The 24,246-nt window shown below is 60.0% G+C and carries 28 protein-coding genes and 1 pseudogene; 11 read left to right on the top strand and 18 right to left on the bottom strand.

What is annotated here, in order from left to right; translation table 11 throughout:
- The 3 genes from OKC43_RS19325 to lexA form a co-directional block, all read right to left on the bottom strand.
- Window positions 1-627: an SCO family protein gene (locus OKC43_RS19325; RefSeq protein WP_005339543.1), complete on the bottom strand. Its 627-nt coding sequence runs from the start codon at window positions 625-627 to the stop codon at window positions 1-3.
- Window positions 628-837: 210 nt separating this feature from the next.
- The gene (locus tag OKC43_RS19320; protein WP_236272741.1) at window positions 838-1,053 is read right to left on the bottom strand and encodes a hypothetical protein; all 216 of its coding nucleotides are present in this window, start codon (window positions 1,051-1,053) and stop codon (window positions 838-840) included.
- Window positions 1,054-1,537: 484 nt separating this feature from the next.
- Complete coding sequence (gene lexA / locus OKC43_RS19315) at window positions 1,538-2,161, bottom strand: transcriptional repressor LexA (RefSeq protein ID WP_005339540.1); 624 nt, start codon at window positions 2,159-2,161, stop codon at window positions 1,538-1,540.
- 204 nt (window positions 2,162-2,365) lie between these two features.
- Between lexA and plsB the strand changes: the two genes are divergently transcribed.
- Window positions 2,366-4,789 (top strand): glycerol-3-phosphate 1-O-acyltransferase PlsB, encoded by a 2,424-nt coding sequence (gene plsB / locus OKC43_RS19310; RefSeq protein WP_019446525.1) that lies wholly within the window; start codon window positions 2,366-2,368, stop codon window positions 4,787-4,789.
- 69 nt (window positions 4,790-4,858) lie between these two features.
- Here plsB and ubiA read toward each other — a convergent pair whose 3' ends face one another.
- Together ubiA and OKC43_RS19300 are read right to left on the bottom strand one after the other, a co-directional pair.
- Window positions 4,859-5,728: a 4-hydroxybenzoate octaprenyltransferase gene (gene ubiA / locus OKC43_RS19305; RefSeq protein ID WP_167557333.1), complete on the bottom strand. Its 870-nt coding sequence runs from the start codon at window positions 5,726-5,728 to the stop codon at window positions 4,859-4,861.
- Window positions 5,725-6,261 (bottom strand): chorismate--pyruvate lyase family protein, encoded by a 537-nt coding sequence (locus tag OKC43_RS19300; RefSeq protein WP_005339534.1) that lies wholly within the window; start codon window positions 6,259-6,261, stop codon window positions 5,725-5,727. The genes ubiA and OKC43_RS19300 overlap by 4 nt, the downstream gene beginning before the upstream one ends.
- Before the next feature lie 145 nt (window positions 6,262-6,406).
- On the opposite strand from OKC43_RS19300, the gene OKC43_RS19295 reads away from it, so the two are divergent.
- Window positions 6,407-6,841, top strand: a complete 435-nt coding sequence (locus OKC43_RS19295; protein WP_040069400.1) for a flagellar basal body-associated protein FliL — start codon at window positions 6,407-6,409, stop codon at window positions 6,839-6,841.
- Window positions 6,842-6,953: 112 nt separating this feature from the next.
- A complete protein-coding gene (locus OKC43_RS19290) occupies window positions 6,954-7,118 on the top strand; it encodes a hypothetical protein (protein ID WP_005339525.1) in 165 nt (54 codons plus the stop codon).
- Between the two features lie 20 nt (window positions 7,119-7,138).
- Here the strand turns inward: OKC43_RS19290 and OKC43_RS19285 are convergent, their stop codons facing one another.
- The 4 genes from OKC43_RS19285 to OKC43_RS19270 form a co-directional block, all read right to left on the bottom strand.
- Window positions 7,139-7,471 carry a DUF2799 domain-containing protein gene (locus tag OKC43_RS19285; protein ID WP_042054791.1) on the bottom strand — a complete coding sequence of 111 codons (333 nt, stop codon included), beginning with the start codon at window positions 7,469-7,471 and terminating at the stop codon, window positions 7,139-7,141.
- Between the two features lie 137 nt (window positions 7,472-7,608).
- Complete coding sequence (locus OKC43_RS19280) at window positions 7,609-7,734, bottom strand: hypothetical protein (protein WP_005339521.1); 126 nt, start codon at window positions 7,732-7,734, stop codon at window positions 7,609-7,611.
- 74 nt (window positions 7,735-7,808) lie between these two features.
- A complete protein-coding gene (acuI, locus tag OKC43_RS19275; protein WP_236272740.1) occupies window positions 7,809-8,789 on the bottom strand; it encodes an acrylyl-CoA reductase (NADPH) in 981 nt (326 codons plus the stop codon).
- A 32-nt stretch (window positions 8,790-8,821) separates the two neighbouring features.
- Window positions 8,822-9,844, bottom strand: coding sequence for a LacI family DNA-binding transcriptional regulator (locus OKC43_RS19270; protein WP_047434109.1), 1,023 nt, complete (start codon window positions 9,842-9,844; stop codon window positions 8,822-8,824).
- Between the two features lie 251 nt (window positions 9,845-10,095).
- Here OKC43_RS19270 and OKC43_RS19265 point away from each other — a divergent pair, with 251 nt between their 5' ends.
- Genes OKC43_RS19265 through OKC43_RS19255 form a run of 3 tightly spaced genes read left to right on the top strand, consistent with a single transcriptional unit; the run spans window position 10,096 to window position 12,173 of the window.
- Entirely contained in the window at window positions 10,096-10,539 is a 444-nt protein-coding gene (locus tag OKC43_RS19265) for a PTS sugar transporter subunit IIA (protein ID WP_236272739.1), read from the top strand.
- 35 nt (window positions 10,540-10,574) lie between these two features.
- The gene (locus tag OKC43_RS19260; protein ID WP_236272738.1) at window positions 10,575-10,862 is read left to right on the top strand and encodes a PTS sugar transporter subunit IIB; all 288 of its coding nucleotides are present in this window, start codon (window positions 10,575-10,577) and stop codon (window positions 10,860-10,862) included.
- 51 nt (window positions 10,863-10,913) lie between these two features.
- Complete coding sequence (locus tag OKC43_RS19255) at window positions 10,914-12,173, top strand: PTS ascorbate transporter subunit IIC (RefSeq protein WP_042030406.1); 1,260 nt, start codon at window positions 10,914-10,916, stop codon at window positions 12,171-12,173.
- 98 nt (window positions 12,174-12,271) lie between these two features.
- On the opposite strand, the gene waaA is transcribed toward OKC43_RS19255, so the two are convergent.
- A complete protein-coding gene (gene waaA, locus OKC43_RS19250; RefSeq protein WP_236272737.1) occupies window positions 12,272-13,537 on the bottom strand; it encodes a lipid IV(A) 3-deoxy-D-manno-octulosonic acid transferase in 1,266 nt (421 codons plus the stop codon).
- 1 nt (window position 13,538) lies between these two features.
- Window positions 13,539-14,573 carry a lipopolysaccharide heptosyltransferase II gene (waaF, locus tag OKC43_RS19245; RefSeq protein ID WP_064335094.1) on the bottom strand — a complete coding sequence of 345 codons (1,035 nt, stop codon included), beginning with the start codon at window positions 14,571-14,573 and terminating at the stop codon, window positions 13,539-13,541.
- A 276-nt stretch (window positions 14,574-14,849) separates the two neighbouring features.
- On the opposite strand from waaF, the gene OKC43_RS19240 reads away from it, so the two are divergent.
- Window positions 14,850-15,626, top strand: coding sequence for a glycosyltransferase family 2 protein (locus OKC43_RS19240; protein ID WP_236272736.1), 777 nt, complete (start codon window positions 14,850-14,852; stop codon window positions 15,624-15,626).
- A gap of 51 nt (window positions 15,627-15,677) precedes the next feature.
- Here OKC43_RS19240 and OKC43_RS19235 read toward each other — a convergent pair whose 3' ends face one another.
- Window positions 15,678-16,715, bottom strand: coding sequence for a glycosyltransferase family 9 protein (locus OKC43_RS19235; protein ID WP_236272735.1), 1,038 nt, complete (start codon window positions 16,713-16,715; stop codon window positions 15,678-15,680).
- A gap of 134 nt (window positions 16,716-16,849) precedes the next feature.
- On the opposite strand from OKC43_RS19235, the gene coaD reads away from it, so the two are divergent.
- Window positions 16,850-17,332, top strand: coding sequence for a pantetheine-phosphate adenylyltransferase (gene coaD, locus OKC43_RS19230; RefSeq protein ID WP_236272733.1), 483 nt, complete (start codon window positions 16,850-16,852; stop codon window positions 17,330-17,332).
- A 106-nt stretch (window positions 17,333-17,438) separates the two neighbouring features.
- Here coaD and OKC43_RS19225 read toward each other — a convergent pair whose 3' ends face one another.
- From OKC43_RS19225 to radC, 6 genes are all read right to left on the bottom strand, one after another.
- The gene (locus OKC43_RS19225; protein ID WP_236272745.1) at window positions 17,439-18,311 is read right to left on the bottom strand and encodes a VirK/YbjX family protein; all 873 of its coding nucleotides are present in this window, start codon (window positions 18,309-18,311) and stop codon (window positions 17,439-17,441) included.
- A gap of 177 nt (window positions 18,312-18,488) precedes the next feature.
- Window positions 18,489-19,301: a bifunctional DNA-formamidopyrimidine glycosylase/DNA-(apurinic or apyrimidinic site) lyase gene (mutM, locus tag OKC43_RS19220; protein WP_021231536.1), complete on the bottom strand. Its 813-nt coding sequence runs from the start codon at window positions 19,299-19,301 to the stop codon at window positions 18,489-18,491.
- 24 nt (window positions 19,302-19,325) lie between these two features.
- On the bottom strand, window positions 19,326-19,781 hold the full coding sequence (locus tag OKC43_RS19215) for a hypothetical protein (RefSeq protein WP_064339018.1): 456 nt from the start codon (window positions 19,779-19,781) through the stop codon (window positions 19,326-19,328).
- A 93-nt stretch (window positions 19,782-19,874) separates the two neighbouring features.
- A complete protein-coding gene (gene rpmG, locus OKC43_RS19210) occupies window positions 19,875-20,042 on the bottom strand; it encodes a 50S ribosomal protein L33 (RefSeq protein WP_005307500.1) in 168 nt (55 codons plus the stop codon).
- An 11-nt stretch (window positions 20,043-20,053) separates the two neighbouring features.
- Window positions 20,054-20,290, bottom strand: coding sequence for a 50S ribosomal protein L28 (gene rpmB, locus OKC43_RS19205; protein WP_005307492.1), 237 nt, complete (start codon window positions 20,288-20,290; stop codon window positions 20,054-20,056).
- 136 nt (window positions 20,291-20,426) lie between these two features.
- Window positions 20,427-21,101 (bottom strand): RadC family protein, encoded by a 675-nt coding sequence (gene radC / locus OKC43_RS19200; protein ID WP_058059080.1) that lies wholly within the window; start codon window positions 21,099-21,101, stop codon window positions 20,427-20,429.
- Between the two features lie 147 nt (window positions 21,102-21,248).
- On the opposite strand from radC, the gene coaBC reads away from it, so the two are divergent.
- The 3 genes and pseudogenes from coaBC to OKC43_RS19185 all read left to right on the top strand — a co-directional run bounded on the left by coaBC (window position 21,249) and on the right by OKC43_RS19185 (window position 24,148).
- Window positions 21,249-22,451: a bifunctional phosphopantothenoylcysteine decarboxylase/phosphopantothenate--cysteine ligase CoaBC gene (coaBC, locus tag OKC43_RS19195; RefSeq protein WP_236272732.1), complete on the top strand. Its 1,203-nt coding sequence runs from the start codon at window positions 21,249-21,251 to the stop codon at window positions 22,449-22,451.
- Between the two features lie 80 nt (window positions 22,452-22,531).
- Window positions 22,532-22,789: pseudogene (gene dut / locus OKC43_RS19190) on the top strand (dUTP diphosphatase); the annotation flags it as partial.
- Window positions 22,790-22,918: 129 nt separating this feature from the next.
- On the top strand, window positions 22,919-24,148 hold the full coding sequence (locus OKC43_RS19185) for a tyrosine-type recombinase/integrase (protein ID WP_270660521.1): 1,230 nt from the start codon (window positions 22,919-22,921) through the stop codon (window positions 24,146-24,148).
- The last annotated feature ends 98 nt before the right edge of the window (window positions 24,149-24,246 follow it).

Here is a 24,246-nt window from a genome sequence, read left to right as displayed (position 1 = left end):
TCAGTGGCCTGCCAGCTTCAGGATGCGGGCGAAGTCAGAGAGCATGGTGGCCATCTGCACCCGTGGCACCTGACCCGGCGCCACCTGCGGACGGAATACCGCCTGCAGCTTGCCCTTGGGATTGATGAGCACGATGGAGGCGGAGTGATCGATCAGGTAATCCTTCTCCCCCTGATTGGCGATGGAGTAAATCAGCCCCAGATTGCGCACAAACGGGAACAGCTTGTCGTGGGGGGCAGTGGCCGCCTTGAACTCGGGATTGAAGAAGGCGGTATAGGTCTTGAGGCGTGGAATATCGTCACGCTGGGGATCCGCCGAGATAAACACCACCTGACTGTCGGGCGCCATCTTCTTCAGCTGGTCATAGACGGAACGCATATCTGCCAGGGTGGTGGGGCAGATATCGGGGCAGAAGGTGTAGCCGACGAACAGGAAGGTCCAGTGCCCCTTCAGGTTGGCAGGGGTGAACGGCTGGTTGTCCGCATCGGTAAAGGCGAAATCATTGATGTCCCGCCCCGCCGGATAATAATCGGCCTGTTCCGGTTGCTCTGGCTGCGTGGCGTAGAACACCAGGATCAGGCAGGCTGTCAGCAGCAGAAAGAGCAGGGGATAGCGGAGCTTCATCATAACAAGAGACCCTTTCAGTTCGAGGCAGATGGCCAGCAGTGACCGGACAAGAGGGGGGCATTGTACCCCAGCGAGCCGCCAAGGTGGTTCAACCTTGTGCAACGCCCTGTCAGGAGTCGACCATTTGGCATAATTAATCGCCAGTTGCGGCCATAAAAAAACCGGCCCCCTCGGGTGCCGGTTATGAATGGATTTGTTTGTCTCTTCTGCTCAGGGGCGAGCGTTACGCCCCTGCTGCAACATCTTGCCGATGGCCCGCACGCCGATGGGAATCACGGGGGCCAGCCAGTCCTCTTCCCTCTGGCGATCGCCATGGCCACGCTTGAACAGCAATACCAGACGCACCACCTTCTCTTTCGGGCATCCCAGCCAGAGCGTCCAGTGCGAACCACGATGGTGCAGCCAGAGACCGTAAAACCAGGTCATCCGGCTACCTTTGACAAAACGGGTGATAGACGATTCTGCTGGCGCAGCCCCAGCCTCTGAATCCCATGGCGATCTTGATGCCATACCAATCCTCCTTGACCGACAGGTCATGTTGCTTCGCCGGCCTGAACTGGGAACAGGCCCGTCACGACTATCTGCAACCATTACGAGTGGTCCCCTTTGCCCGACAAGGCTCGGGATCTCCCCACTCCCCCTTCATATCCCGTGAAGGTGTACTGCCTGATTCTCGTTGTTACCGGCCCTCCCGTCACGGCGCATTGCGATGGTCAGAGGGAGGCGCCAAGCCCTGTCTCGGCGACAGGGCACTGATCTGAGCATATATCTGAAATGGATGATTGGTAGCCGGTCGCGCAGGACAAAAATGCCGCCACCGATGATCTGTTTGATATGACAAGGAAAGTGCGCCAGAAACAGCACGGCCTCCCGAAGGAGGCCGTGTGGCAAACGCAGTTGGCGGAGATGATTACATCCAGTCGGCGTTGCGGATCACCCCGACCGCCAGCCCTTCGATGGTGAGCTGCTGGCAGGAGAGATCCACCTCGATGGGGGAGAGCTCTTCATTTTCCGGCAGCAGCCATACCTGACTGCCCTTGCGCTGGAAGCGCTTGACGGTGACATCCTCATCGAGACGGGCGACCACTACCTGACCGTTGCGCACCTCCTGGGTCTTGTGCACCGCCAGCAGATCGCCATCCAGAATACCGATGTTCTTCATGCTCATCCCCTGTACCCGCAGCAGAAAATCTGCGCGCGGATGGAACAGGGCGGGATCAACCTGATAGTGGCTCTCGATATGCTCCTGAGCCAGGATGGGTTCACCGGCAGCGACCTTGCCGATGAGCGGCAGGCCGCTCTCTTCCAGCACCTCTTCCTCTTCGAGCAACAGGCGAATGCCGCGGGACGTGCCCGGCATGATCTCGATGACCCCTTTTTTGGCCAGGGCCTTCAGATGTTCTTCGGCCGCATTGGCCGACTTGAAACCAAGCTTCTGGGCAATCTCGGCACGAGTCGGCGGCATACCGGTCTCGCTCATGTTCACCTTGATCAGCTCCAGCACTTCGGCCTGGCGGGGGGTAAGGGGTTTCATAGAATTGGCACCTGTCTTTTTATACAGCACACTGGCAGTATATACAGTGCAGTGGCCAAGGCAAGGCGCAGCTGACATTTGTCGCAACCAACCCCTCATTTACTGCTGTTTTGATCCTGCGCAGCTGACTCATCGTACCTCTCGGCGACAAGGGGCTGTCGATTTGCTATGCTCACGCCGCATTTTTTTGGAGAGCAGACGCACATGTCCCTAGGACAGAAGATTTCCAGAGCCATCTTGCAATGGCCGGTCAGCGGCTTGGTCAATCACAAGAGCCTGCCGGAAAATCCCATCACAGAACTCAATCTGGATCCGGCCAGACCCATCGTCTATGCCCTGAAAACCAGTTCGATCACCGACCTGATGACCCTGCAGCAGTGCTGCGAGGATCTCGGTCTGCCCGGTCCCTTCACGCCGCTGGAACTGAACGGCCAGCTGCTGCCGCGCTATGTCTGTCTGGATCGTCCGCCTCCCCTGTTTGGCAAACGCAGCAAACCGCTCCCCTTCCTGCAGGAGTTCCACCAGCTGCTGGATCTGCACAAGCAGGATCCCGAGCTGGATATCCAGGTGGTGCCCGTCACCCTGTTCTGGGGCCGCGCTCCGGGTCGGGAAGGGGAAGAAGCCTCCGGCCTCAACATCATCAGCAGCCTGGCGCCGAACCGGCTGAAGAAGGCACTTATCGTGATCCTCAAGGGTCGCGAAAATCTGGTGCGCTTCTCGCCGCCGCTCTCCCTGCGCTACATGGCCGACAAGCACGGCACCGACGAGGCCATCGCCCACAAGCTGGCACGAGTGGCCCGTACCCACTTCAGCCGTCAGCAGCTGGCTGCCACCGGCCCGAAACTGCCGAACCGCAACCTGCTGTTCAAGCAGCTGCTCGACTCCGCGGTGATCCAGCAGGCGATTGAAGAGGAGGCCCAGCGCGAAGGGATCAGTCTCGAGAAGGCGCAAAAGCGTGCCCATGGCTACATGGACGAGATCGCCTCCAACTTCTCCTACCGGCTGATCCGCCTGGGCGAGAGCTTCCTCGGCTGGCTATGGAACAAGCTCTACCGCGGTTTGTCGGTCAATGGCGCCGAGAAGGTACGCCAGCTGGCGCAGGAAGGGCACGAGATCGTCTATGTTCCCTGCCACCGCAGCCACATGGACTACCTGCTGCTCTCCTACGTCATCTACCACCAGGGGATGGTGCCGCCCCATATCGCGGCAGGCATCAACCTCAACTTCTGGCCGGCGGGCCCCATCTTCCGCCACGGCGGCGCCTTCTTCATTCGCCGCACCTTCAAGGGCAACCCGCTCTACAGCACGGTATTCCGGGAATACCTCAACCTGCTGTTTGCCAAGGGTTACTCGGTGGAGTTCTTCACCGAAGGCGGTCGCTCCCGTACCGGCCGTCTGCTGCCGCCCAAGACCGGCATGCTGGCGATGACCCTGCAGGCAATGATGCGCGGGCTGGACAGGCCGGTCACTCTGGTGCCGGTCTATCTGGGTTACGAGCACGTGATGGAGGTGAACACCTACCACAACGAGCTTAAGGGGAGTCGCAAGGAAAAAGAGAGCTTCCTGCAGGTGCTCGGCATCCTGCGCAAGCTGCGCAACTACGGCCGTGGCTTCGTCAACTTCGGCGAACCGCTGACTCTCAACAGCTACCTGAGCGAACACATCCCCGACTGGAAAAAGCACATCGGGGAAGAGGAACGTCCGGAGTGGATGGCGGGCACCGTCAACAATCTGGCCGAACTGCTGATGACCCGCATCAACGGCGCTGCCGCGGTCAACGGCCTGACCCTGAGCGCGCTGGCGCTGCTGGCCGCCGAGCGCCACGCCCTGACCCGCGACGAGTTGCAGGCCCAGCTCAACACCTATCTGGATCTGCTCAAGGCGGTGCCCTACAGCCCGCAGAGCACCATTCCGGATGAGGATGCCAAGACCCTGCTGGATCAGGCGATGGAGCTCAACAAGTTCGAGGTGAGCGAGGATAAACTGGGGCAGATCATCAGTCTGGACCGCTATCAGGCGATCCTGCTGACCTACTACCGCAACAACATCCTCCACCTGTTTGCCATGCCCTCTCTGGTGGCGGCATTGATCGAACGGTGCGAAGGGATCTCCCGCAGCGAGATCATGGCTCGTTGCATCGACATCTATCCGCTGCTCAAGACCGAGCTGTTCCTGCGTTATGAAGAGGAGGAGCTGCCAGCGCTGGTCGACAGCCTGCTCGACGCCCTGCAAACCCAGCAACTGATCGAGACCCGCGATGACGGCTACTGGGTCAATCCGGCCAACCAGATGCGCCTGCTGCTGCTGGCGGAGAGCATTCAGGAGACCCTGCAACGCTACGCCATCGTGCTGACCCGGGTGCTGGCCCAGCCTCATATCGAAGCAGAGCAACTGGAAGCGGACGGCCTGATGATGGCAGAGCGCCTCGGCACCCTGCACGGCATCAACGCCCCCGAGTTCTTCGACCAGAAGCTGTTCAGCACCCTGATCCACACCTTGCGCAAGGAGGGTTACCTCTCCCCAGAGTGCAAGCCGGATCTCGGCCGCTTCCAGGCGCTGGCCGACAACATAGTGCCGCTGCTGAGCAACAAGATCCGCCGTACCATTCAGGCAGGCAATCAGCTCTAATCTGCAACGCAAACAAAGAAGGCCGCATGATGCGGCCTTCTTTTTTATCGGAGTCTGCGCGGGAACAGGTCACGCCAGCAGGTAATCGAGCACCAGACCGGTAAACACCAACGCCCCCACATAGTTGTTGTTGAGAAACGCCTGGAAGCAGGCTTCCCGCTGCCGCTCGCGAATGAGCCGCTGCTGATAGACAAACAGCACCGCCGCTCCCAGCAATCCCCAGTAATACCAACCCCCCAGCGTCATCAGCTGTCCGACCGCCAACAACAGCAGCAGGGTCGAGAGTTGCAGTGCGCCGATGATCCGCTTGTCGTAACGACCAAACAGGATGGCGCTGGATTTGAGGCCGATCTTGAGATCATCATCCCGATCCACCATGGCGTACTGGGTGTCGTAAGCCACGGTCCAGAGCAGGTTGGCGAAGAAGAGCAGCCAGGCCACCAGCGGCAGAGCATCCGCCTGCGCCGCATAGGCCATCGGGATCGACCAGGAGAAGGCCATCCCGAGCACCAGCTGGGGATTCGAGATAAAGCGCTTCATAAAGGGGTAGCTCACCGCCAGCAGCAGGGCGACAAACGACAAACCGATGGTGAGCGGATTCATGGTCAGCACCAGACCAAACGAAATGAGCGCCAGCACGAAGAAGAGCGCCAACACCTCCCACGGCTTGACTCTGCCCGTGGGCAAGGGGCGACCAGCGGTGCGTTTGACGTGGCCATCGAAGTTGCGATCCGCATAGTCGTTGATCACGCACCCTGCCGAGCGCATCAGAAAGACCCCGACCACAAACACGGTCAGCACCCAGAGATTGGGCAGGCCACCAGCGGCCAGCCAGAGCGCCCACAGGGTTGGCCACAGCAGCAGTAGAGTGCCTATGGGTTTGTCGACGCGGGCCAACTGCATGTAGGCAAGTCCCCGCTCCTTGGTTAACAGATTCACTCCAGCTCCTTGTCACAGACGAGAGAGGGCAGAAACAGCTCGTGCACCAGCAGTGGCCACTGCCCCAGAAACAGACGGGAACGACGCCCCCAGACAGTGGCGGCCGGGCAACGGGGATTGGCGGCAATATCGAAACGGGCCAACTGCAGATGATCGCGGCGGGCAGGCTCATGGCCAAATACCCGCTCACCCAGCGGCTGCTCGCCAAGCTCGGCAATGCCGCTCCCTTGCAGCGCGTCATCGGCAAACAGGGTCCAGCCCAGCACGGCGGGTCCACGATCCCCGTGCAGGATCACCTCACGGCAGGTACCGGCCGGCGAGGCCGAATCCACCAGCCACTGCTCATCGGCAGTAAGGGCGACCGGGTGATTGCCCAGCCACTCCACCGAAAAGTGGCGATTGTGCTGACGCAGCCGCCGGGTCATGGAGCCGGGCTCCAGCAGCCAGGGGCGCAAGCTGGCGGGCAATTCGCAACATTCAGGGGCCAGCCACCCGCTTAACGGCGTGAGGGGAACAGTCAACTCGGACTTCACAGCTTCACCATCCAGAGATTTCCGTGTTCAGGTTAAAATCCGGTTTATTATCCGTAAATCAATAGCGAAATGTAAGAACATCCGTGCTTGACGGCCCCGATGGCAACATCAAAAATGGGTTATCTCTTGCTGATGAGCCATCTATATGAAGATCTTCAAAATTCTGCTGGTGTTGTTACTGAGCTGTGGCGCCCTGCAGCAGCAAGCTCTGGCTGAAGATGAGCCGCCCGCCGAGGGCACGGAGGGGGCTGCCAAGCCCGGTTTCTCCTACCACGCGCTCGATCCCGACATCATCACCAACTACCTGAGTGATAGCAAAACCCTCGGTTATATCCGGGTCACGGTAGAGCTGATGGCGGAAAACGAAGCCGACCTCAAGCTGCTGGAGCAGCATGACCCGCTGATCCGCGATGCCATCATCCGTCTGATTGGCAGCAAAAATGCCGATCAAGTGAAGTCCCTGACCAACCGAGAAGAGCTGCGCAAGGAGTGCGAGACAACCGTCAACGAACTGCTGGTGAAAGAGACCGGCAAGAAAGCGGTGCGCGAGCTTATCTTCACCAAGTTCCTCTACCAGTAATCCCTCCCGAAACAATCGCTTATTGGCATATCGGCCAATAAGCGAGCTTTGCCGGTTTATTCGAAATGAAAATCGATTACAATACGGCCGTCAAGTCGTAGAGGTAGTCGTTATGGGCAGCAAAACCCTGTGTGAATGGCGCCGTCACGAGATCCCCACCGATCTCAAGGCGTTGCGCAAGATAGTCCGCAAACCCAAGTTTGTCTGCAGCAAGTGTGCCCGCAGTGCCAATGACAAGGGTTACCTCTGCCAGCCGCTGCGTTTGAAAGAGGAGTAACGCCCCTCCCTGTCAGGGCGTTATTGATCGGTCCACCCCTGACGCCCCTGTTCGAACAATCTGCGTGCCTGGGTATCATTCGGGCAAACGCCGCGATACTCCTCGCCTGAGCGGCCAGCCAGATAGAGGTGCTCGGGGCGGCAATACCATGCCAATCCCTTCTGGTGTCCCTGCTTCCACAGTTCAGGATCCACCTTCTTGCCACATTGCCCCTGATGGAACTCGATCCGCTCGGTGGTGAAGCCCAGCTTGCCATCCGCCTCCCCCACCTCACTCCACACCTTCTCGCAGGGATCATCGTTGGAGACACAGCCACCCAGCAGGGCAGCCAACAATATGATGGAGAGTCGCATAGTCATCCTTGAGCGTCATTTGGGCAGTTCATTCTACCCAGCGCCCCGCCCCTGACCAAGGACGAACGCTCAGCCGTGTGAGCGCGGCAAAAAAATCAGGCGGGCCCAAAGCCCGCCTGTTCGTTCAATGCCGTGGTTCACTGGTCATCGAAAGTGTCATCATCCTGCCAGCTTTCATCTTCCCACTGATCCAGCTCTTCTTCCCAGGAATCCGGCTCCCAATCATCATCAGAGGAGTCGTAATCCGGCTTGTGTCCACCCATCTTCACTCTCCTTGGATAGTTCACCCGCACTCCAATTTTATCCGGAATTGTCGGGCTCGCCAGTCAGAGAGAGTTCAAAATTTGACCAAAGTGCGACCGGCGATCTGGCCTTGCGTGATGGCCTCGGCGGCCTCCACTACCTGCTCCAGCCCAATCTCGGTAACCGCCTGTTCAAAGAAGCTGGCGGGAAGATCCCGTGCCAGTCGCTGCCATGCCAGTTGACGACGTTCAAACGGGCACATCACCGAATCGACCCCCTGCAACCGCACATTGCGCAGGATGAAGGGCATCACACTGGTCGGCAGATCGAAGCCACCCGCCAGCCCGCAGGCCGCCACGGCGCCGCCATAGTTCATCTGAGCCAGCAGCTTGGCCAGCACCTGACTGCCGACGGTATCGATGGCACCGGCCCACAGCTGCTTCTCCAGCGGTTTGGCAGGCACCAGCAGCTCGCTGCGCGGCACGATGCGGCTGGCACCCAACGCAGTGAGCATGGCGCCCTGCTCTTCCGGACGACCGGTCAGCGCAGCCACCTGATAGCCAAGGGCTGCCAGCAGGGCAACCGAGGTGGAGCCCACGCCGCCAGCCGCGCCGGTGACCAGCACCTCGCCGCTTTCGGGAGTAATGCCCGCCTCTTCCAGTGCCAGCACGCAGAGCATGGCGGTGAGACCGGCGGTACCGATGCACATGGCCTGCCGTTCATCCAGCCCGGCGGGCAACGGCACCAGCCAGTCCCCCTTGACCCGCGCCTGTTCGGCCATGCCGCCCCAGTGCCCTTCGCCCACGCCCCAACCGGTCAGCACCACCTTGTCGCCGGGCTGATAGCGGCTGTCGGCAGACTCAAGCACGGTGCCGGCGAAGTCGATGCCGGGCACCAGCGGCCACTGACGCACGATCTTGCCCTTGCCGGTGATAGCCAGCCCGTCCTTGTAGTTGATGGAGCTGTAAGCGACCGCCACCCGCACCTCACCTTCCGGCAACTGGCTCTCGGCCAGCCGGGTCAGAGTCGGAACAGTCTTGCCGTCTTGGTTTTCCAGTAACAGAGCCTTGAACATGGTTGCCTCTTTGATGACATGTGAAACGGGGATCAGCTGCTTTGGCGCTTTTGTAGTTGAAAATCGAGAGCCAGCGCAGTGCCCATCACGGGCTCCCCGGCCAGTTGGCGCAGGATCAGCTCGGCGGCCTCCTGCCCCATTTTTCGATAGGGGATCCTGACCGAAGTAAGGGTCGGATAACAGGCGCGCGCCACATCCAGATCGTCAAATCCGGCGATGGCGAGTTTGCCCGGCACATTCAAATGGCGACGCTGGCACTCGAACAGTACCCCGGCCGCCAGTTCGTCGTTAACGCAGATCAGCGCGTCCAGCTCAGGCCAGCGCAGCAGAAATTCACCCAGCATGGTGGCACCGGTGCTGAAGCTGGGCCGCTCAGAGGTGTTGATGATGGCATCGGGGGAGAGGTAGTTATCGAGCAGCGCCTTCTGCCAGCCCTGCATCCGCTGTTGCAGCATCCACTGCTCCTGACGGGCACAGAGAAAACCGATATTGCGGTAGCCCCGCTCGATAAGGTGGCGGGTGAGCTGATAACCGGCATCGAAGTTGGAGACTCCCACATTCATGTCGATGGGGCTGCGGGCCATAGCACCCACTTCCACCACCGGCAGGCGGGAGGCTTTCAGGCGAGTACGGATCGTCTCGCCGGGATCGCCACCAAACAGCACCACCGCCGCCGGATTGTGCTGCAAAAAGCTGGTCAGCAGGCTCTCTTCCTGCTGTTTCAGATGCTGGGCATCCCCCAGCATGATCTGGTAACCCTCCTCGAGCAGGGTCTGTTGCAGGCCAGCGATCATCTCGCCACAGCCCGCTTCCGCCAGACTCGGGACGATCACTACGATGGTCTGGGAAGTCGCAGAGGCCAGCGCCCCGGCGGCCCGATTGGGGATATAGCCGAGCTCTTCTACCGCAGCTTCGATGCGCTCGCGCATCCTGTCGGAGACCATCTCTGGCGTGCGCAGGGCACGGGAGACCGTCATGGCCCCCACACCGGCCAGCTGGGCCACATCGTTGAGGGTCACCCGACCCGTGCTACGGCGCTTCTTTGCTTCTGACATCCATCCCATCCTCGACTTGCGGCTGCTCACTTTAAGGCAAAAGAGCGCCACTGACCATTTGCTCAGGGCCGATTCTACTCTCTTTCCCCCACAATGAGGGCAGGATGACTCCCATTAATGGGTGAAGTGATAGCGCTATCACAGTTTGATGTTAGCGCTATCTGATAGCGCTAACTTTCGCGATCACCCTCACAGTTTCACCACCGCAAGATCGATAGATTGGCGCCATCTTAACTAGCCGGATCACCACCATGCTGACTCAACTGCTGACCGAGGATGTCATCCGCATCGAACCCGCAGCCCGCGACTGGCGTCACGCCATCGAACTGGCGACGGCGCCCCTGCTGGCCAATGGCACCATCGAGCCCTCCTACGTGGCAGCACTGTTTCGCTCTCATGAAGAGCTCGGCCCCTACTACGTGCTGGGCCCCGGTCTGGCGATGCCCCATGCCCGCCCCGAAGACGGCGTCAACCGGCTGGGTCTGGGGCTGACCGTCATCAAGCAGGGGGTCAACTTCGATTCCGAGGGCAACGACCCGATCCGGCTGCTGATCACCCTGGCCGCCAGCGACAGCAACTCCCACGTGGAGACCATCGCCCAGCTGGCCGAGCTGTTTATGAATGAAGAGGACGTGGCGGCCATCATCGCGGCCGACACCAAAGACGACATCCAGCGCATTCTGGCGCGCTACTGATCTGCGCCACGGCGCACCTGACAGAGGAAGAGACAATGAAAATTCTGGTTGTATGCGGTCACGGTCTGGGCACCAGCCTGATGATGGAGATGAGCATCAAGAGCATCCTGAAAGAGCTGGCAGTCACCGCCGAGGTGGATCACCGCGATCTGGCCTCCGCCGGCAGCGAAACCGCCGAGATCTTTGTCGCCACCCGCGACATCGCCGAGCAGTTACAGAGCATGGGCGTCAACGGCCGTCTGGTGGCCCTCGATAACATGGTCGACAAGGCCGCGATGAAAGAGAAGCTCGCCACCGCACTGCGCGAACAGGGCGCCCTCTAAGGATCCTCCATGCGGCCTGCGGGCCGCATCTTCCATTGCCAGGAGCTGACCATGGAATTTTTCAACTTTCTGATGTTTGACGTGCTGTCCGAGCCCGCCGTGCTGGTCGGCCTGATCGCGCTTATCGGCCTGATTGCCCAGAAGAAACCGGTGACCGAGTGCATCAAGGGCACGGTCAAGACCATCATGGGTTTCGTCATTCTGGGGGCCGGTGCCACCCTGGTGATCAACTCGCTGGGTGACTTTGCCGTCATCTTCCAGCACGCCTTCGGCATCAAGGGGGTCGTCCCCAACAACGAGGCCATCGTCTCCATCGCCCAGACCTCGTTTGGCAAGGAGATGGCGATGATCATGTTCTTCGCCATGCTGGTGAACATCCTGATCGCCCGTCTGACCCCGTGGAAATTCATCTTCCTGACCGGTCACCACACCCTGTTCATGTCGATGATGGTGGCGGTGATCCTCTCTGCCGGCGGTATGAGCGGCGTGCCGCTGATCGCGGTGGGCAGTCTGGTGGTCGGTGTCGCCATGGTCTTCTTCCCGGCCATCGCCCACCCCTTCATGAAGCAGATCACCGGCTCCGATGACGTGGCGCTCGGCCACTTCTCCACTTGCTCCTACGTGCTCTCCGCCCTGATCGGCGCCAAGTTCGGCAACAAGGCCCACAGCTGCGAAGATGTACAGGTACCGAAGAGCCTGCTGTTCCTGCGCGATACCCCGGTGGCCATCTCCTTCACCATGGGCATCATCTTCCTGGTGACCTCCGCCTTCGCCGGCCCCGAGTTTGTCTCCAGCGTCGCCAAGGGCAAGCACTGGTTCATGTTCTCCCTGATGCAGTCCATCACCTTCGCCGCCGGTGTCTACGTCATCCTGCAGGGTGTGCGGATGGTCATCGCCGAGATCGTTCCGGCCTTCAAGGGGATCTCCGACAAGCTGGTGCCGAACGCCAAGCCGGCTCTCGACTGCCCCATCGTCTTCCCCTACGCCCCCAACGCCGTACTGATCGGCTTCCTGTCGAGCTTTGCCGCCGGTCTGGTGGGGATGGCGCTGCTCTACGCCATGGGCCTGACCGTCATCATCCCGGGCGTGGTACCGCACTTCTTCGTCGGCGCCGCTGCCGGGGTCTTCGGCAACGCCACCGGTGGTCGTCGCGGCGCCATTTTGGGTGCCTTCGCCAACGGCCTGCTGCTGCTCACCATTCTGCCGGTGTTCCTGCTGCCGGTGCTGGGCGACCTCGGCTTCGCCAACACCACCTTCAGCGACTCCGACTTCGGTGTGGTCGGCATCCTGCTGGGGCTGATCGTTCGCTAATTCCGATCACCGCCAAAAACAAAACGGAGCGCATCGCGCTCCGTTTTTTTATGGTCGGCCATCGATGATGGATAGCGGGCTGTATGAAAGACTGAAACTCAGTCGTTCTCCAGCGCAGTGAGGCAGTGCGAGAGGGTACGCGCCAGCGCTCCCTGATTGCGCAGCACCACGGCGCGGGCCTGCTCCCCCATCTCGCGACGGGCGTTGCCGTCGGCAAACAGCTGGCTCACCCGCTCGCCCAGCTCGGCGGCATCGGCCACGATGGCGGCGCCCCCCTGAGCCACCAGCTGGCGGGTGATGTCGCTGAAGTTGAAATAGGCGGGGCCGGTAAGGCAGGGCTTGCCGAGGGCTGCCGGCTCCAGCAGGTTGTGACCGCCGATCTTCACCAGACTACCGCCGACAAAGGCCACATCGGCCGCCGCCAGCATCAGCGGCAGCTCGCCCATGGTATCGCCGAGATAGACCTTATCCTCCGCACTCACCGCAGTACCATCAGTGCGCCGCACACAGCCATAAGGAGCACACAGCTCGGCCACCCGGTCGAACCGCTCGGGGTGGCGCGGCACCAGAATGAGCAGCGCAGCGGGATGACGTTTGAGCAGCAGGTCGAAAGCGGCCAGCACCTGCTCATCCTCACCCTGATGTGTGCTGGCGGCGATCCAGACCGGCCGATCCGCCCCCAGCTGCTGGCGCAGGGCACGCCCTTTTGCCTGCACCTCGTCACCAAACTGGATATCGAACTTGATAGAGCCGGTCACCGCCAGCCGCGAACGCTCGATACCGAGGCGGGCGAAGCGGTCGGCGTCATCCTGATGCTGGCAGAGCAGATGGGTCAGCGGCCGGCTCAGGGCATCGAAGGCGCCGTGGAAGCGGGCATAACGCTGGCAGGATCGCTCGGAAAGACGGGCGTTGATGATGGTCACCGGCAGGTGGCGCGCCTCGCAAGCGGCCAGCCAGTTGGGCCACAGCTCGGTCTCCATCACCCAGAGCGCGCGCGGCTTGAAGGTGTCGAGAAAGGCGGCAATGGCCCAGGGGTAGTCGAGCGGCGCGTAGCGATGGATCACCAGATCCCCCAGCTTGGCAGCCTGATCGGCGCCGGTGCGGGTGGTGGTGGTGAGCAGGATCGGCAAATCGGGCCGCTCCGCCTTGAGGGCGCGAATGAGCGGCGTGATGGCCAGCGTCTCCCCCACGCTCACCGCATGGATCCACAGTGGTGCATCCTGTCCGGTGGCGGGCAGTCGGCCGAGATGCTCGGCCCAGCGCTCGCCAAAGCCGGGCTTGCCCTTTTTCGGCTTGTAGAGGGCCAACAGCGCCAGCGGCAATCCCAGATGGATCAGCAGGTTGTAGAGCAGACGGTAGGGCATCTTACTGGCTCTGCTCCAGCTTCTTGCATGCATCGACCACCTGCTCCGGCGCCAGATCGATCAGGCACTTGAGATGGCCGAACTTGCAGGTGCGCTTGAAGCAGGGGCGACACTCGATGTCGGTGTGGACGATCTCGACCCGATCCGCCAGCGGCGGGGTGTAGAGCGGCGAAGTGGAGCCATAGACACCCACCAACGGCCGGTTGAGGGCGGCGGCGATGTGCATCAGGCCGGAGTCGTTGGAGATGACCCGGCTGGCCAGCGCCATCAGATCGATCGCCTCGTGCAGGCTGGTCTTGCCGGCCAGCACGTGGCAGTTGGGGCGAGTCAGCAGGTTGACCCGGTCCCGGATGGTGTTGGCCACCGGCACATCCTTGTTGGAGCCGAAGATCCACACCTGCCACCCCTCGTCCAGATGCTGCTGGGCCACCACGGCGTAGTGCCCTTCCGGCCAGCGCTTGGCCGGGCCGAACTCGGCGCCGGGACAGAGCACCAGCACCGGGCGGGCGCGATCCAGCCCCAGCCGCTCCAGCGCCTTGCTCTGGTTTATCAGATCGACGTGGAGCGCCGGATGCGGAATGGTCGGAATATCGGCCCGGCTCTTCATCTGCTCCTTGGGATAGGCGAGCGCTAGATAGCCCTCCACCATCAGCGGGAAGGCGGACTTGTTGCTGCGCAGGTCGTTGAGCAGGCCGTAGCGGCTCTCGCCCTTCCAGCCGGTACGCACCGGAATGCGGGCAAACCAGGGGATCAGCGCCGACTTCATGGAGTTGGGCTGGACGATGGCCTGATCGTATTTTTCGGCGGCCAGCTGCTTGCCGAGGCGGCGGCGTGCCACCAGCTTGAAGTCACCGTGGCCAAGGGGCATGGTGATCGCCTTGTCCACCTCCGGCATCCGCTCCAGCAGGGCGCAGCACCAGGCGGGGGCCATCACGTGCAGTTCACACTCCGGATGGTTGGCCTTGATCGCCTTGTAGAGACTCTGGGACATCACCATATCGCCGACCCAGGAGGGGCCGATCACCAATATTTTCATCACGCGTCTTCTCTCGGGTCTGGCCCGGCGGTTAATCATCACTGGGCGAGATTATGCCCCAAGAATGGTCGGATAAATAACAGAAGATCCTTGGCAGACGCTGCCGTCACCCCATTTTTCCAGCGGTGCCCCGCTTCCAACCGGACGTGAAGAGACAGGCAAACAGCTGATAGAAACGGGCAATGGCGGCTCTCTCTTTGACCCGTTTTTCCGTTAGAATGGCCCATCAATACGCATTCGACCCGCCAGCCGGGCAATAACCGTGAGCCCACATTCGTGAAAAAACCGACTCTGGCTGCCGTTCTGATCGTCAAGAATGAAGCCGACAACCTGCGCAAGTGCCTCGCCTCCCTCGACGGACTGGTGGACGAGATCGTCATTCTGGACTCAGGCAGTCAGGACGAGACCCCGGCCATCGCCGCCGAATTTGGCGCCCGTTTCTTCGTCAACGCCAAGTGGCCGGGCTTTGGCAAACAGCGCCGACTAGCCCAGTCTCATGTGCAGTCCGACTGGGTGTTGTGGCTGGATGCCGACGAGCGGCTCACCCCCGAGCTGAAAACCGCCATCACCGAGGTGATGGCCAATCCGGCCAGCGATACCATCTACTCGATCCCGCGCCTCTCCTGGGTCTTTGGCCGCTTTATCCGCCACAGTGGCTGGTATCCGGATCGGGTGCTGCGCCTCTATCCCAGGGCGCTCACCAGCTACAACGAGGCGCTGGTGCACGAAAAGGTAGAAGTGCGGGCCAACATGAAAATCGTCAACATTCATGGCGACCTGCTCCACTTCACCTATCGGGATCTGGAGCACTATCTGGTGAAATCGGCCGGTTATGCCCGCGCCTGGGCCGATCAGCGCACCGCTCGCGGCAAGAAGGGCTCCCTCAGTCAGGGGCTGATCCACGCGGTCGGCTGCTTCCTCAAGATGTACCTGCTCAAAGCGGGCTTCCTCGACGGCAAGCAGGGGCTGCTGCTGGCGATCCTCTCCGCCCACTCCACCTTCGTTAAATACGCAGACCTCTGGGTGCGCCAGCAGCCGCAGCAGCCGGAATAACCGTCATACGAAACAGGGCCCCACGGGGCCCTGTTTGCATTGCTGCATACGTTACTTGCGCCAGAAGGGCGCCGCCCAGCGGGCCATCACCGGCACCATGGTCTTGGGATCGAGCTGGCTCATATCCTCAGGATGGTCGCTATCCTCCGGCGGGCTGAAGGCGAGGTGACGCCCTTCGCTGTTGAGGGGCTTCCAGCGCAGCGGAGTAGCGGAGCGGCGCATCGGGAAGAAGCCGATGGTCGGCACATCGAGCGCCCCGGCAATATGGAGCGGGCCGGTGCTGCCGGCGATAAACAGGGCTGCATTGGCCAGCACCTGACAGAACGTCGGCAGACCATCGCTGGAGCGGTAGATCCAGCCGTTGCCACCGTGGGCCAGCAACTCGGCCGCCAGCTGTTCGGCCATCTTCTCCTCGCCCGGGCCTGCGGTCAGCACGCACTGCAGCTCGGGGCAGGCCTGATTGAGCTTGATGATGATGCGAGCATACTGCTCGATGGAGAGGTTGTTGGCTGAACCGCCGCTACCGGCATGCACCATCAGCCAGGGGCGGCTGGCATCGAGCTTGAGCTTGAGTGCCAACTGCTCGCGCACCTGTAGCAGGCTCGCCTCATCGAAACTGAGGAAGGGAGTCTTGGGCTCCACCACGGCGACCTGATGGTCGGTCAGGAAGCGACGGATCAGCTCCAGATTGTATTCGGACTCCGGCTTCTGGGAGCGGGAGCGGCGTTGCACCAGTCGCTGGTTGTAGAGCACCTGCGCCAGCTTGGTCGCCGGGGCCAGCCGGTAAGGGATGTGCGCCTTCCACACCAGCATGGCGTTGCGGGAGTTGGAGAAGAGGCAGATGGACGCGTCGAACGCCGCCGCCTTGATCCGCGCCAGCAGCGCTCGCTGTTGCTCCTTGTCGGCCCGCACGCCCGGATCGATGATCACCTCGTCAATCCAGGGGCAGAGCCGGGCCAGCGGCGCCGTGTAGGCCGGAACCAGGGCAGTCACATGACACTCCATGGAGCCTTTGAGCATGGAGAAGCTAGGCCACGCCAGCATGAAGTCACCAATCTTGTCATTGCGAACGACCAGAATACGTTTCATAAAAAATCCCTTTGCTCCCTGTCACCAATGCAAGGAGGCTTGATGCGCGATGGCGTATTCTTGCCTGATGCACTGCTATTCTCAAGCGACGACCTTATAATGCGACCAAATTTCCAGGTTGCAGGACCGCAAAGATGACTACCAGGGTGATCTATCCCGGGACTTTTGATCCCGTTACCAATGGCCACGCCGATCTCATCGGCCGCGCCGCCAAGCTGTTTGACGAGGTGGTGGTCGGGGTCGCCAAAAGCCCGAGCAAGCGCCCGCTGTTCGATCTGGCAGAACGTGTCCAGCTTGTCCAGCAAGTGACTAGCACGCTTCCCAACGTCAAGGTGGTGGGCTTCTCCGGGCTGCTGGTCGATTTTGCCAAAGAGCATCAGGCCAACGTGCTGATCCGTGGTCTGCGCGCCGTCTCCGACTTCGAGTACGAGTTCCAGCTGGCCAATATGAACCGCCGCCTGATGCCGGAGCTGGAAAGCGTCTTCCTCACCCCGGCGGAGGAGAACTCCTTTATCTCCTCCACACTGGTGAAAGAGGTGGCGCTACACGGTGGCGACATTCGTCAGTTTGTCGACCCGGTAGTGGCCCAGGCCATCGCAGCCAAACAGAAAGGGTGATCTCCTTCCATACTCGCCATTCCCAACGGCAACTACGAACAAGGGCTACCCGCGGGTAGCCCTTGTTGTATCTGTCTCGTTATGGAGAGGTCAGCCTGCTTGCCGGTTACTGACGGGCAAACCGCTCATTCATCTCCTGCACCAGCAGATCGAGCCACTCGTAGCGGCGCCGGTACATGGCCCGCTTCTTGGAGGCGATCTCCTCCAGCGGCTTGCGCGGCTGGGCTTGCAGGGCGACGAAGTTGGCATCCACATCCCGGGCGTCGAACTCCTGCCACAGCTCGTCATAATCGGCCTGCAAATTGGCTTTCTGCTTGCTGCTGTAGCGCTTGGCCTGAAACACGTGGGCCCGCTTGCGCACCGCCAGCACCTCCGCTGCCCCCATGGCCTGCGCCAGTTGCAGCACCAGCTGCACCAGCAGGGATTTGGGCCGCAGGCCGTGCCCCTCTTTGGTCAGCTCGCGCACCCGATCCTGGGCATTGTCGACCGCAGGCTCCGGCCCCTGCATGGAGCCGATCATCAGAATCAAACGATCCACTCTACCCGCCAGCGAAAAGGCGCAGCTGTAGAGGCGCTGCCCCTCGCCATTGACGATAGAGAGCGCCAGCTCGGCCTCGCGGCGGAAGGTGCCATCGTGACGCAACAGAATGCGGCAGCCGCTTTGGGGATAGTGTCCAAGTTCGATCCCCTCGCCCAGATAGAGGGGGTCGATCAGCTGCGGGTAGCACTCCAGCAGCAAACGGTAGTGATTTTCCAGCATCTCGGCCCGCTCACGGGCGCTGGCACAGGCGAAGCGATAGGGGCGCATCGGCTTGTCGAGCAGCTCGGGATAGACAGCTGGCAGCGCCTTGAGCGAGTCGCACTGGAACAGGCTGAAGACCCGGCTCAGCGACTTGCGATAGAGCAGGCTGCGCAGCACGAACTTGCCGCGATTGAAGGTTTTCCGGTCACATCCCTCGGGGTAGAGGAAGCGGGCCATGGATTTTGCGCAATAGCGCTCCTGCCGGGATAAATATTCCCAGTCTATTGATTTAACTGTCATTTTTATATTCTCAAACCGCCTGAACGGTCGGGATACTAGTGACAGCTGTGCAAATCTTCAACAGAGTGGAAATACGCTGTTACAACTTCCCCCGGATCGGGGCAAAAAGTGCACTCAGCGCTGGCAATGACTGCAAAAAACCGTGGTGCGCTGGCCCATTCTTGTCTCGGTCAGCAGGGTATGACAGTGGAAACAGGGCTGACCGCCACGGCCATAAACCTGCAACTGCTGCACGAAATAGCCCGGTTTGCCATCGGCACTGGTGAAATCCTTGAGGGTAGTGCCGCCCTGGCGAATCGCCTCGGCCAACACCCGCTTGATCTCGGCCACCAGGGTTCCCAGCCGCTCGGCACTGATATTGCCCGCCGCCCGTTTGGGGTGAATGCCGGCAGCATAGAGCGCCTCGTTCGCGTAGATGTTGCCCACCCCGACCACCACCTGATTGTCCATCAGGAACTGTTTGATGGCGGTGCTGCGTCCCTTGGCGCGCTCACGCAGGTAATCAGCACTGAAGGCATCGGTGAGCGGCTCGGGCCCCAGCTTGGCGAGCAACGCGTGGGCTTCGGCCGGTTCGCGAGTCCAGAGCAGGGCGCCGAAGCGGCGCGGATCGTTGAGCCGCAGCAGCTTGCCATTCTCCAGCTCGATATCCACGTGGTCGTGCTTCTCGGCCGGGGTGCCGATATCCAGCACCCGCAGGCTGCCGGACATCCCCAGATGAAGGATGGCGGTGCCGAAATCGGTCTCCAGCAGCAGGTATTTGGCACGGCGACGCACACGATGGATGGTGAGATCCACCAGCTCCTGAATTTCACCGGGGATCGGCCAGCGCAGGCGGCCATCCCGCACCACTACACGCGTCACCTTGATACCGGTGAGCCAGGGGGAGATCCCCTGACGACTGACTTCAACTTCTGGCAATTCAGGCATTGGCACCTCGCAAGGAAAAGGAACTCAGGGGGCAGGACGCAGCAGATCGCGATACTGCTCGGCAGTGAGGGTGAGCCAGAGACCGGAGGGCAGCTGGGCACCATACTGACCGCTGTTCTGATAGAGGCCGATCTCGATCGGATCGTTCTGGCCGGCAATCCACACCTTGATGGTCACCGGGGTACCGCGCACCACCTCGCCGGGAGGCAGCAACCAACTCTGCCAGCGCGCCAGACGGGCATCCAGCTGAGCCGTGTCGAGCCCCAGATCCGGCATGCTGCGCCAGCCCTGACCGATCCGCTCAATCTGCCAGCTCGGCCCCTGCCAAGTGAGCACCACAGACGCATCCGGCAACAAGGGGCGAGCCCGCTTGGCGCTGTTCTCCTGCTGGGCAGTCTCCATACGATGCAACAGGGTGATCACGATCAGCACCACCACAATGATCACGTTATTCCAGCCTTTGCGGCTCAATTTGAACATGGCAAGCCTCCCTTTGAACCGGCAGTGTACTGAATTCGGCGCATAAAAAAACCCGGCACGAAGCCGGGTTTTTGGGAATGCAGCATCAAGTAATTACTTGATTTTGCCTTCCTTGTAGATCACATGCTGACGAACAACGGGATCAAACTTTTTGATCTCCATTTTTTCGGGCATGGTGCGCTTGTTTTTGGTAGTGGTATAGAAGTGACCAGTACCGGCGCTGGAGTTCAGGCGAATTTTCTCGCGAATACCTTTAGCCATGATCTAATTCCTTATACCTTAACACCGCTGGCGCGCAGTTCAGCCAGAACCACTTCAACGCCACGCTTGTCGATGATACGCATGCCTTTTGCGGATACGCGCAGGCTTACGAAGCGTTTTTCACTCTCAACCCAGAAACGGTGAGTGTGCAGGTTCGGCAGGAAACGACGCTTGGTGGCGTTGTTAGCGTGCGAACGGTTGTTACCAACTGCCGGGCGCTTGCCGGTTACTTGGCATACTCTAGACATGTCAGTCTCTCCAAATCTTACTTCATTGCTCGAGCAAATATCTGCCCCGCTGGCCTTCGATTGCGGGGCAAACAGAAGGCGGCATTTTATACAGCATCCGTGATCAAAGATCAACTAATACGGTGCCAGAGCACAGTTATAGCCAACCGCGCTCGGCAAAAGAAACCGTGATGCCATCACCGATCACCAAGTGATCCAGCACTCTGATATCGATCAGGGCCAAAGCGGCCGTGATCCGATCCGTGATCTGGCGGTCGGCCCTACTGGGCTCGGCGACGCCGGACGGGTGATTATGCGCCAGAATCACCGCGGCTGCATTATGTTTGAGCGCGATCTGCACGATTTCTCTTGGCCAGACGCTAGCCGAGTCGATGGTGCCGAAAAAAAGCTCAACAAATTGAATGACTCTGTGCTGATTGTCGAGCAACAGCAGGGCAAACACCTCGCGTGGCCGATCCCGCAGCTGGGCCTGCAGATAGTCACGGGTCAGTTGAGGCGAGGTGAGCGCATCGCCCCGTTGCAGCTGCTCGGCCAGATGGCGTCTGGCCATCTCCAGCACCGCCTGCAACTGGGCATATTTGGCCGGGCCAAGGCCGTGCGCCTCGCAGAATGCCTGTTGATCCGCCCCCAGCAAACTGCGCAAAGAGCCGAATTGATTCAATAGATTACGTGAAAGATCCACTGCACTCAGGCCATTAACACCGGTGCGCAAAAAAATGGCGAGCAGCTCGGCATCGGAGAGCGCCGCAGGCCCCTGACGCAGCAGCTTCTCTCTGGGGCGTTCATCTTCCGGCCACTCTTTGATGCTCATTTGTCTCTCCCTCATCCCTGTTGAGAAAAAACATAGCAAAAAATTGCGCGCGCCCGACCACGCCCCTTGATGCCAACCCCTGTCGTCATCCATTGCGTGTGGTATCTTAGCCGACCAGTCAGAATGAGCCGGATAGAGAAACAGCAGATGAGATTGGCCGATAAACGCATCCTGTTGGGTGTCAGTGGCGGGATCGCCGCCTACAAGAGTGCCGAGCTGGTACGCCGCCTGAAAGATCAGGGCGCCGAAGTGCGGGTGGTGATGACCCGCTCCGCCAAGGAGTTCATCACCCCGCTGACCCTGCAGGCGGTCTCCGGTCATCCGGTGGCCTACAGCCTGCTGGATCCCTCTGCCGAGGCGGGCATGGGCCATATCGAGCTGGCCAAGTGGGCCGATCTGGTACTGATCGCCCCCGCCAGCGCCAACCTGATGGCGCGCATGGCCGCCGGCATGGCCGACGAACTGCTGACCACCCTCTGTCTGGCCACTCCGGCGCCCATCGCGCTGGCACCAGCAATGAACCAGCAGATGTATCTCAACGCCGCCACCCAGGCCAACCTCAATACTCTGGCCAGCCGCGGCATTCTGCTGTGGGGGCCGGATGCCGGCAGCCAGGCCTGTGGCGATGTGGGCCCGGGGCGGATGCTGGATCCCCTCGAACTGGTGGATCGCTGCTGTCAGCAGCTGGCCGCCGAGCCCTTGCTGGCAGGCGTCAAGCTGCTACTCACCGCAGGGCCAACCCGCGAGGCGCTGGATCCGGTCCGCTACATCAGCAACCACAGCTCCGGCAAGATGGGCTTTGCTATCGCTCGCGCTGCCCGTGAAGCGGGCGCCGAAGTGACGCTGGTGAGCGGCCCGGTGACGCTGGCTACACCTGCTGGAGTCACCCGCATCGATGTCGAGAGCGCCGAGCAGATGCATCAGGCGGTGATGAGCCGGGTCGGCGAGTGCGACCTCTTCATCGGCTGCGCGGCCGTGGCCGACTACCGTCCTGAGCAGGTGGCCAGCCAGAAGATCAAGAAGACCAGCGACAACGACCAGATGGTGGTGAAGCTGGTGAAGAATCCCGACATCATCGCGGCCGTCGGTGCCCTTTCAGACAAACCCTTCACCGTCGGATTTGCCGCCGAAACCGTGGATGTGGAACAATACGCCCTCGACAAGTTGCAGCGTAAGCGGCTGGACATGATCGCCGCCAACGATGTGTCCCGCGAGGGGCAAGGCTTCAACGCCGATGACAACGCCCTGACCGTGTTCTGGCAAGGGGGCCAGGCCCCGCTGCCGCTGGCCGACAAGCTGACGCTGGCCCGTCACCTGATCGCCCTGATTGCACGCCACTACCGGCACTGAGCGTCCCGAAAGAACAAGACTCACGGTACCCCGCCTGCCAAGAGGGGCGCCAATACAAGATCCAACTGAAAAAGCGATTCATGACTACACAAATTGAACTGAAGATTCTGGATGCCCGTATCGGTACCGAGTACCCGCTGCCCGCCTACGCCACTCCCGGCTCTGCCGGCATGGATCTGCGCGCACTGCTGGATGCGCCGCTGACTCTGGCTCCGGGTGATACCACCCTGGTGCCGACCGGTCTGGCCATTCACATCCAGGATCCGGGTCTGTGTGCCACCATTCTGCCCCGCTCTGGTCTCGGCCATAAGCACGGCATCGTGCTGGGCAACCTGGTCGTTATACGTCATTAATGAAGCTGTCTCATTCGTTGCATAGTAGAGAATATTGTCCTTTCAATGGTTCACATGAATTTATAAGCCGCATGGATAGAATGTCTCAATAGTCTCATCAACTGGAGCTGAGCGATGGCTGAACTGTTTTACTTTGATAAGGGCGTCTTTGATCAGCTGCCCCCAGTAGAAAGAACCAAGTTCAGGGCTCTTCTTAAGACAAATATAATTCCAAATGGTCGGCCCTTTTTTTTGGATGACAATGGCCTGCCAGACCAGATACTCGACGGTTTTTGTAAATACCTACTCTGTCCTCAACGTGCTAGTATTCAGACTTGGAAGACATACGCCAATCAGGTCTCCATCTTCATTCGGTTTATGACTGCCCAAGGAAAATCTTGGCAACAGGCAACAAAATGTGACTTAGACCTCTACTACACCATCCGAACCAGTGGTGAATACCAGAATCAACCTGCCCTAAAAGATCGCTCATGGAATGTGGCTAAAAGCGCCATTGTGCACTTGTATGAATACGCCCGTGATAACGGGTTCATCGATAGCACTCCATTCAAGTACCGACATTCGAAGGCTAGGTTCGGCGGGAAACATGTAGAAACTGCTGATTTATCTGCTAAATACACTCCAGAACCAGTAAATTTTATCAGCATCACTAACTACCAACGCATCTGGCGCCCTCTTATAGCCAACGGCGAGAACTCTCAACGGAATCTGGCTTTAATTGATACCCTGATAGTCTCAGGGTTACGTATTTCAGAGGCGCTAAACCTCGACGTTCATCAGCTCCCAGATCCAGATGACCAATGCTATGCCGGACTGAGAAGTGTGACGCTTAAAGTAGTTGGGAAGGGCAAAAAAAGCCGCGATGTTCGGATTCCAAAAAGAATCGTTCGAGCAATCAGATTCTATTGTGATGAGGAAAGAGCAGAGATCCTCACTCGGGCAAAATCTGACCACACGCGCAAAAAGTCCCCGAAACAATCCAGCAAAATCTTTTTAGCACGAACAGGGCGCCCTCTCTCTAGCCGTACCGTGGAGAGTTTCTTTGCTGCTATATCCAACAGAGCTGGTATACGACTAACCCCCCATGGCTGCCGTCACACCTTCGCTATCTATCAGCTGGATGCCATGATTAAACGCATGGCCCAAAATCTCAGGGAGCTCCGAGAAAATGGGTCCGATGCATATCGACAGATCTTGAACGACCCACTCAGAGAGTTACAGAAACTGTTAGGGCACTCCCACATATCGACTACCTACATTTACCTCGACTTCCTAGAGGACTCTGAGGCTCTGGTTGATGAATCTTTGGGGGATTGGACTAAATGGGAAAACGAAAATTCCTAACCCGAAGGTTATCCCCCACTAAGTGCTCCCCCTTATACTTGCAGGCAGATCTAAGGGGCCTCCTACAGCAGCTCACTCGACCGCAGTAATTAGAACCA

Source organism: Aeromonas sp. Y289-2 (genome assembly GCF_027705925.1).
GTDB classification, from domain to species: domain Bacteria; phylum Pseudomonadota; class Gammaproteobacteria; order Enterobacterales; family Aeromonadaceae; genus Aeromonas; species Aeromonas veronii.
This window is presented reverse-complemented; position numbering and strand designations above follow the sequence as displayed.

Excerpts from the sequence above, each read along its gene's own strand:
- OKC43_RS19325 (WP_005339543.1), bottom strand. The coding sequence starts at position 627 with ATGATGAAGCTCCGCTATCCCCTGCTCTTTCTGCTGCTGACAGCCTGC.
- OKC43_RS19320 (WP_236272741.1), bottom strand. The coding sequence starts at position 1,053 with ATGACCTGGTTTTACGGTCTCTGGCTGCACCATCGTGGTTCGCACTGG.
- lexA (WP_005339540.1), bottom strand. The coding sequence starts at position 2,161 with ATGAAACCCCTTACCCCCCGCCAGGCCGAAGTGCTGGAGCTGATCAAG.
- plsB (WP_019446525.1), top strand. The coding sequence starts at position 2,366 with ATGTCCCTAGGACAGAAGATTTCCAGAGCCATCTTGCAATGGCCGGTC.
- OKC43_RS19295 (WP_040069400.1), top strand. The coding sequence starts at position 6,407 with ATGAAGATCTTCAAAATTCTGCTGGTGTTGTTACTGAGCTGTGGCGCC.
- OKC43_RS19290 (WP_005339525.1), top strand. The coding sequence starts at position 6,954 with ATGGGCAGCAAAACCCTGTGTGAATGGCGCCGTCACGAGATCCCCACC.
- OKC43_RS19285 (WP_042054791.1), bottom strand. The coding sequence starts at position 7,471 with ATGCGACTCTCCATCATATTGTTGGCTGCCCTGCTGGGTGGCTGTGTC.
- OKC43_RS19280 (WP_005339521.1), bottom strand. The coding sequence starts at position 7,734 with ATGGGTGGACACAAGCCGGATTACGACTCCTCTGATGATGATTGGGAG.
- acuI (WP_236272740.1), bottom strand. The coding sequence starts at position 8,789 with ATGTTCAAGGCTCTGTTACTGGAAAACCAAGACGGCAAGACTGTTCCG.
- OKC43_RS19270 (WP_047434109.1), bottom strand. The coding sequence starts at position 9,844 with ATGTCAGAAGCAAAGAAGCGCCGTAGCACGGGTCGGGTGACCCTCAAC.
- OKC43_RS19265 (WP_236272739.1), top strand. The coding sequence starts at position 10,096 with ATGCTGACTCAACTGCTGACCGAGGATGTCATCCGCATCGAACCCGCA.
- OKC43_RS19260 (WP_236272738.1), top strand. The coding sequence starts at position 10,575 with ATGAAAATTCTGGTTGTATGCGGTCACGGTCTGGGCACCAGCCTGATG.
- OKC43_RS19255 (WP_042030406.1), top strand. The coding sequence starts at position 10,914 with ATGGAATTTTTCAACTTTCTGATGTTTGACGTGCTGTCCGAGCCCGCC.
- waaA (WP_236272737.1), bottom strand. The coding sequence starts at position 13,537 with ATGCCCTACCGTCTGCTCTACAACCTGCTGATCCATCTGGGATTGCCG.
- waaF (WP_064335094.1), bottom strand. The coding sequence starts at position 14,573 with ATGAAAATATTGGTGATCGGCCCCTCCTGGGTCGGCGATATGGTGATG.
- OKC43_RS19235 (WP_236272735.1), bottom strand. The coding sequence starts at position 16,715 with ATGAAACGTATTCTGGTCGTTCGCAATGACAAGATTGGTGACTTCATG.
- coaD (WP_236272733.1), top strand. The coding sequence starts at position 16,850 with ATGACTACCAGGGTGATCTATCCCGGGACTTTTGATCCCGTTACCAAT.
- OKC43_RS19225 (WP_236272745.1), bottom strand. The coding sequence starts at position 18,311 with ATGGCCCGCTTCCTCTACCCCGAGGGATGTGACCGGAAAACCTTCAAT.
- mutM (WP_021231536.1), bottom strand. The coding sequence starts at position 19,301 with ATGCCTGAATTGCCAGAAGTTGAAGTCAGTCGTCAGGGGATCTCCCCC.
- OKC43_RS19215 (WP_064339018.1), bottom strand. The coding sequence starts at position 19,781 with ATGTTCAAATTGAGCCGCAAAGGCTGGAATAACGTGATCATTGTGGTG.
- rpmG (WP_005307500.1), bottom strand. The coding sequence starts at position 20,042 with ATGGCTAAAGGTATTCGCGAGAAAATTCGCCTGAACTCCAGCGCCGGT.
- rpmB (WP_005307492.1), bottom strand. The coding sequence starts at position 20,290 with ATGTCTAGAGTATGCCAAGTAACCGGCAAGCGCCCGGCAGTTGGTAAC.
- radC (WP_058059080.1), bottom strand. The coding sequence starts at position 21,101 with ATGAGCATCAAAGAGTGGCCGGAAGATGAACGCCCCAGAGAGAAGCTG.
- coaBC (WP_236272732.1), top strand. The coding sequence starts at position 21,249 with ATGAGATTGGCCGATAAACGCATCCTGTTGGGTGTCAGTGGCGGGATC.
- OKC43_RS19185 (WP_270660521.1), top strand. The coding sequence starts at position 22,919 with ATGGCTGAACTGTTTTACTTTGATAAGGGCGTCTTTGATCAGCTGCCC.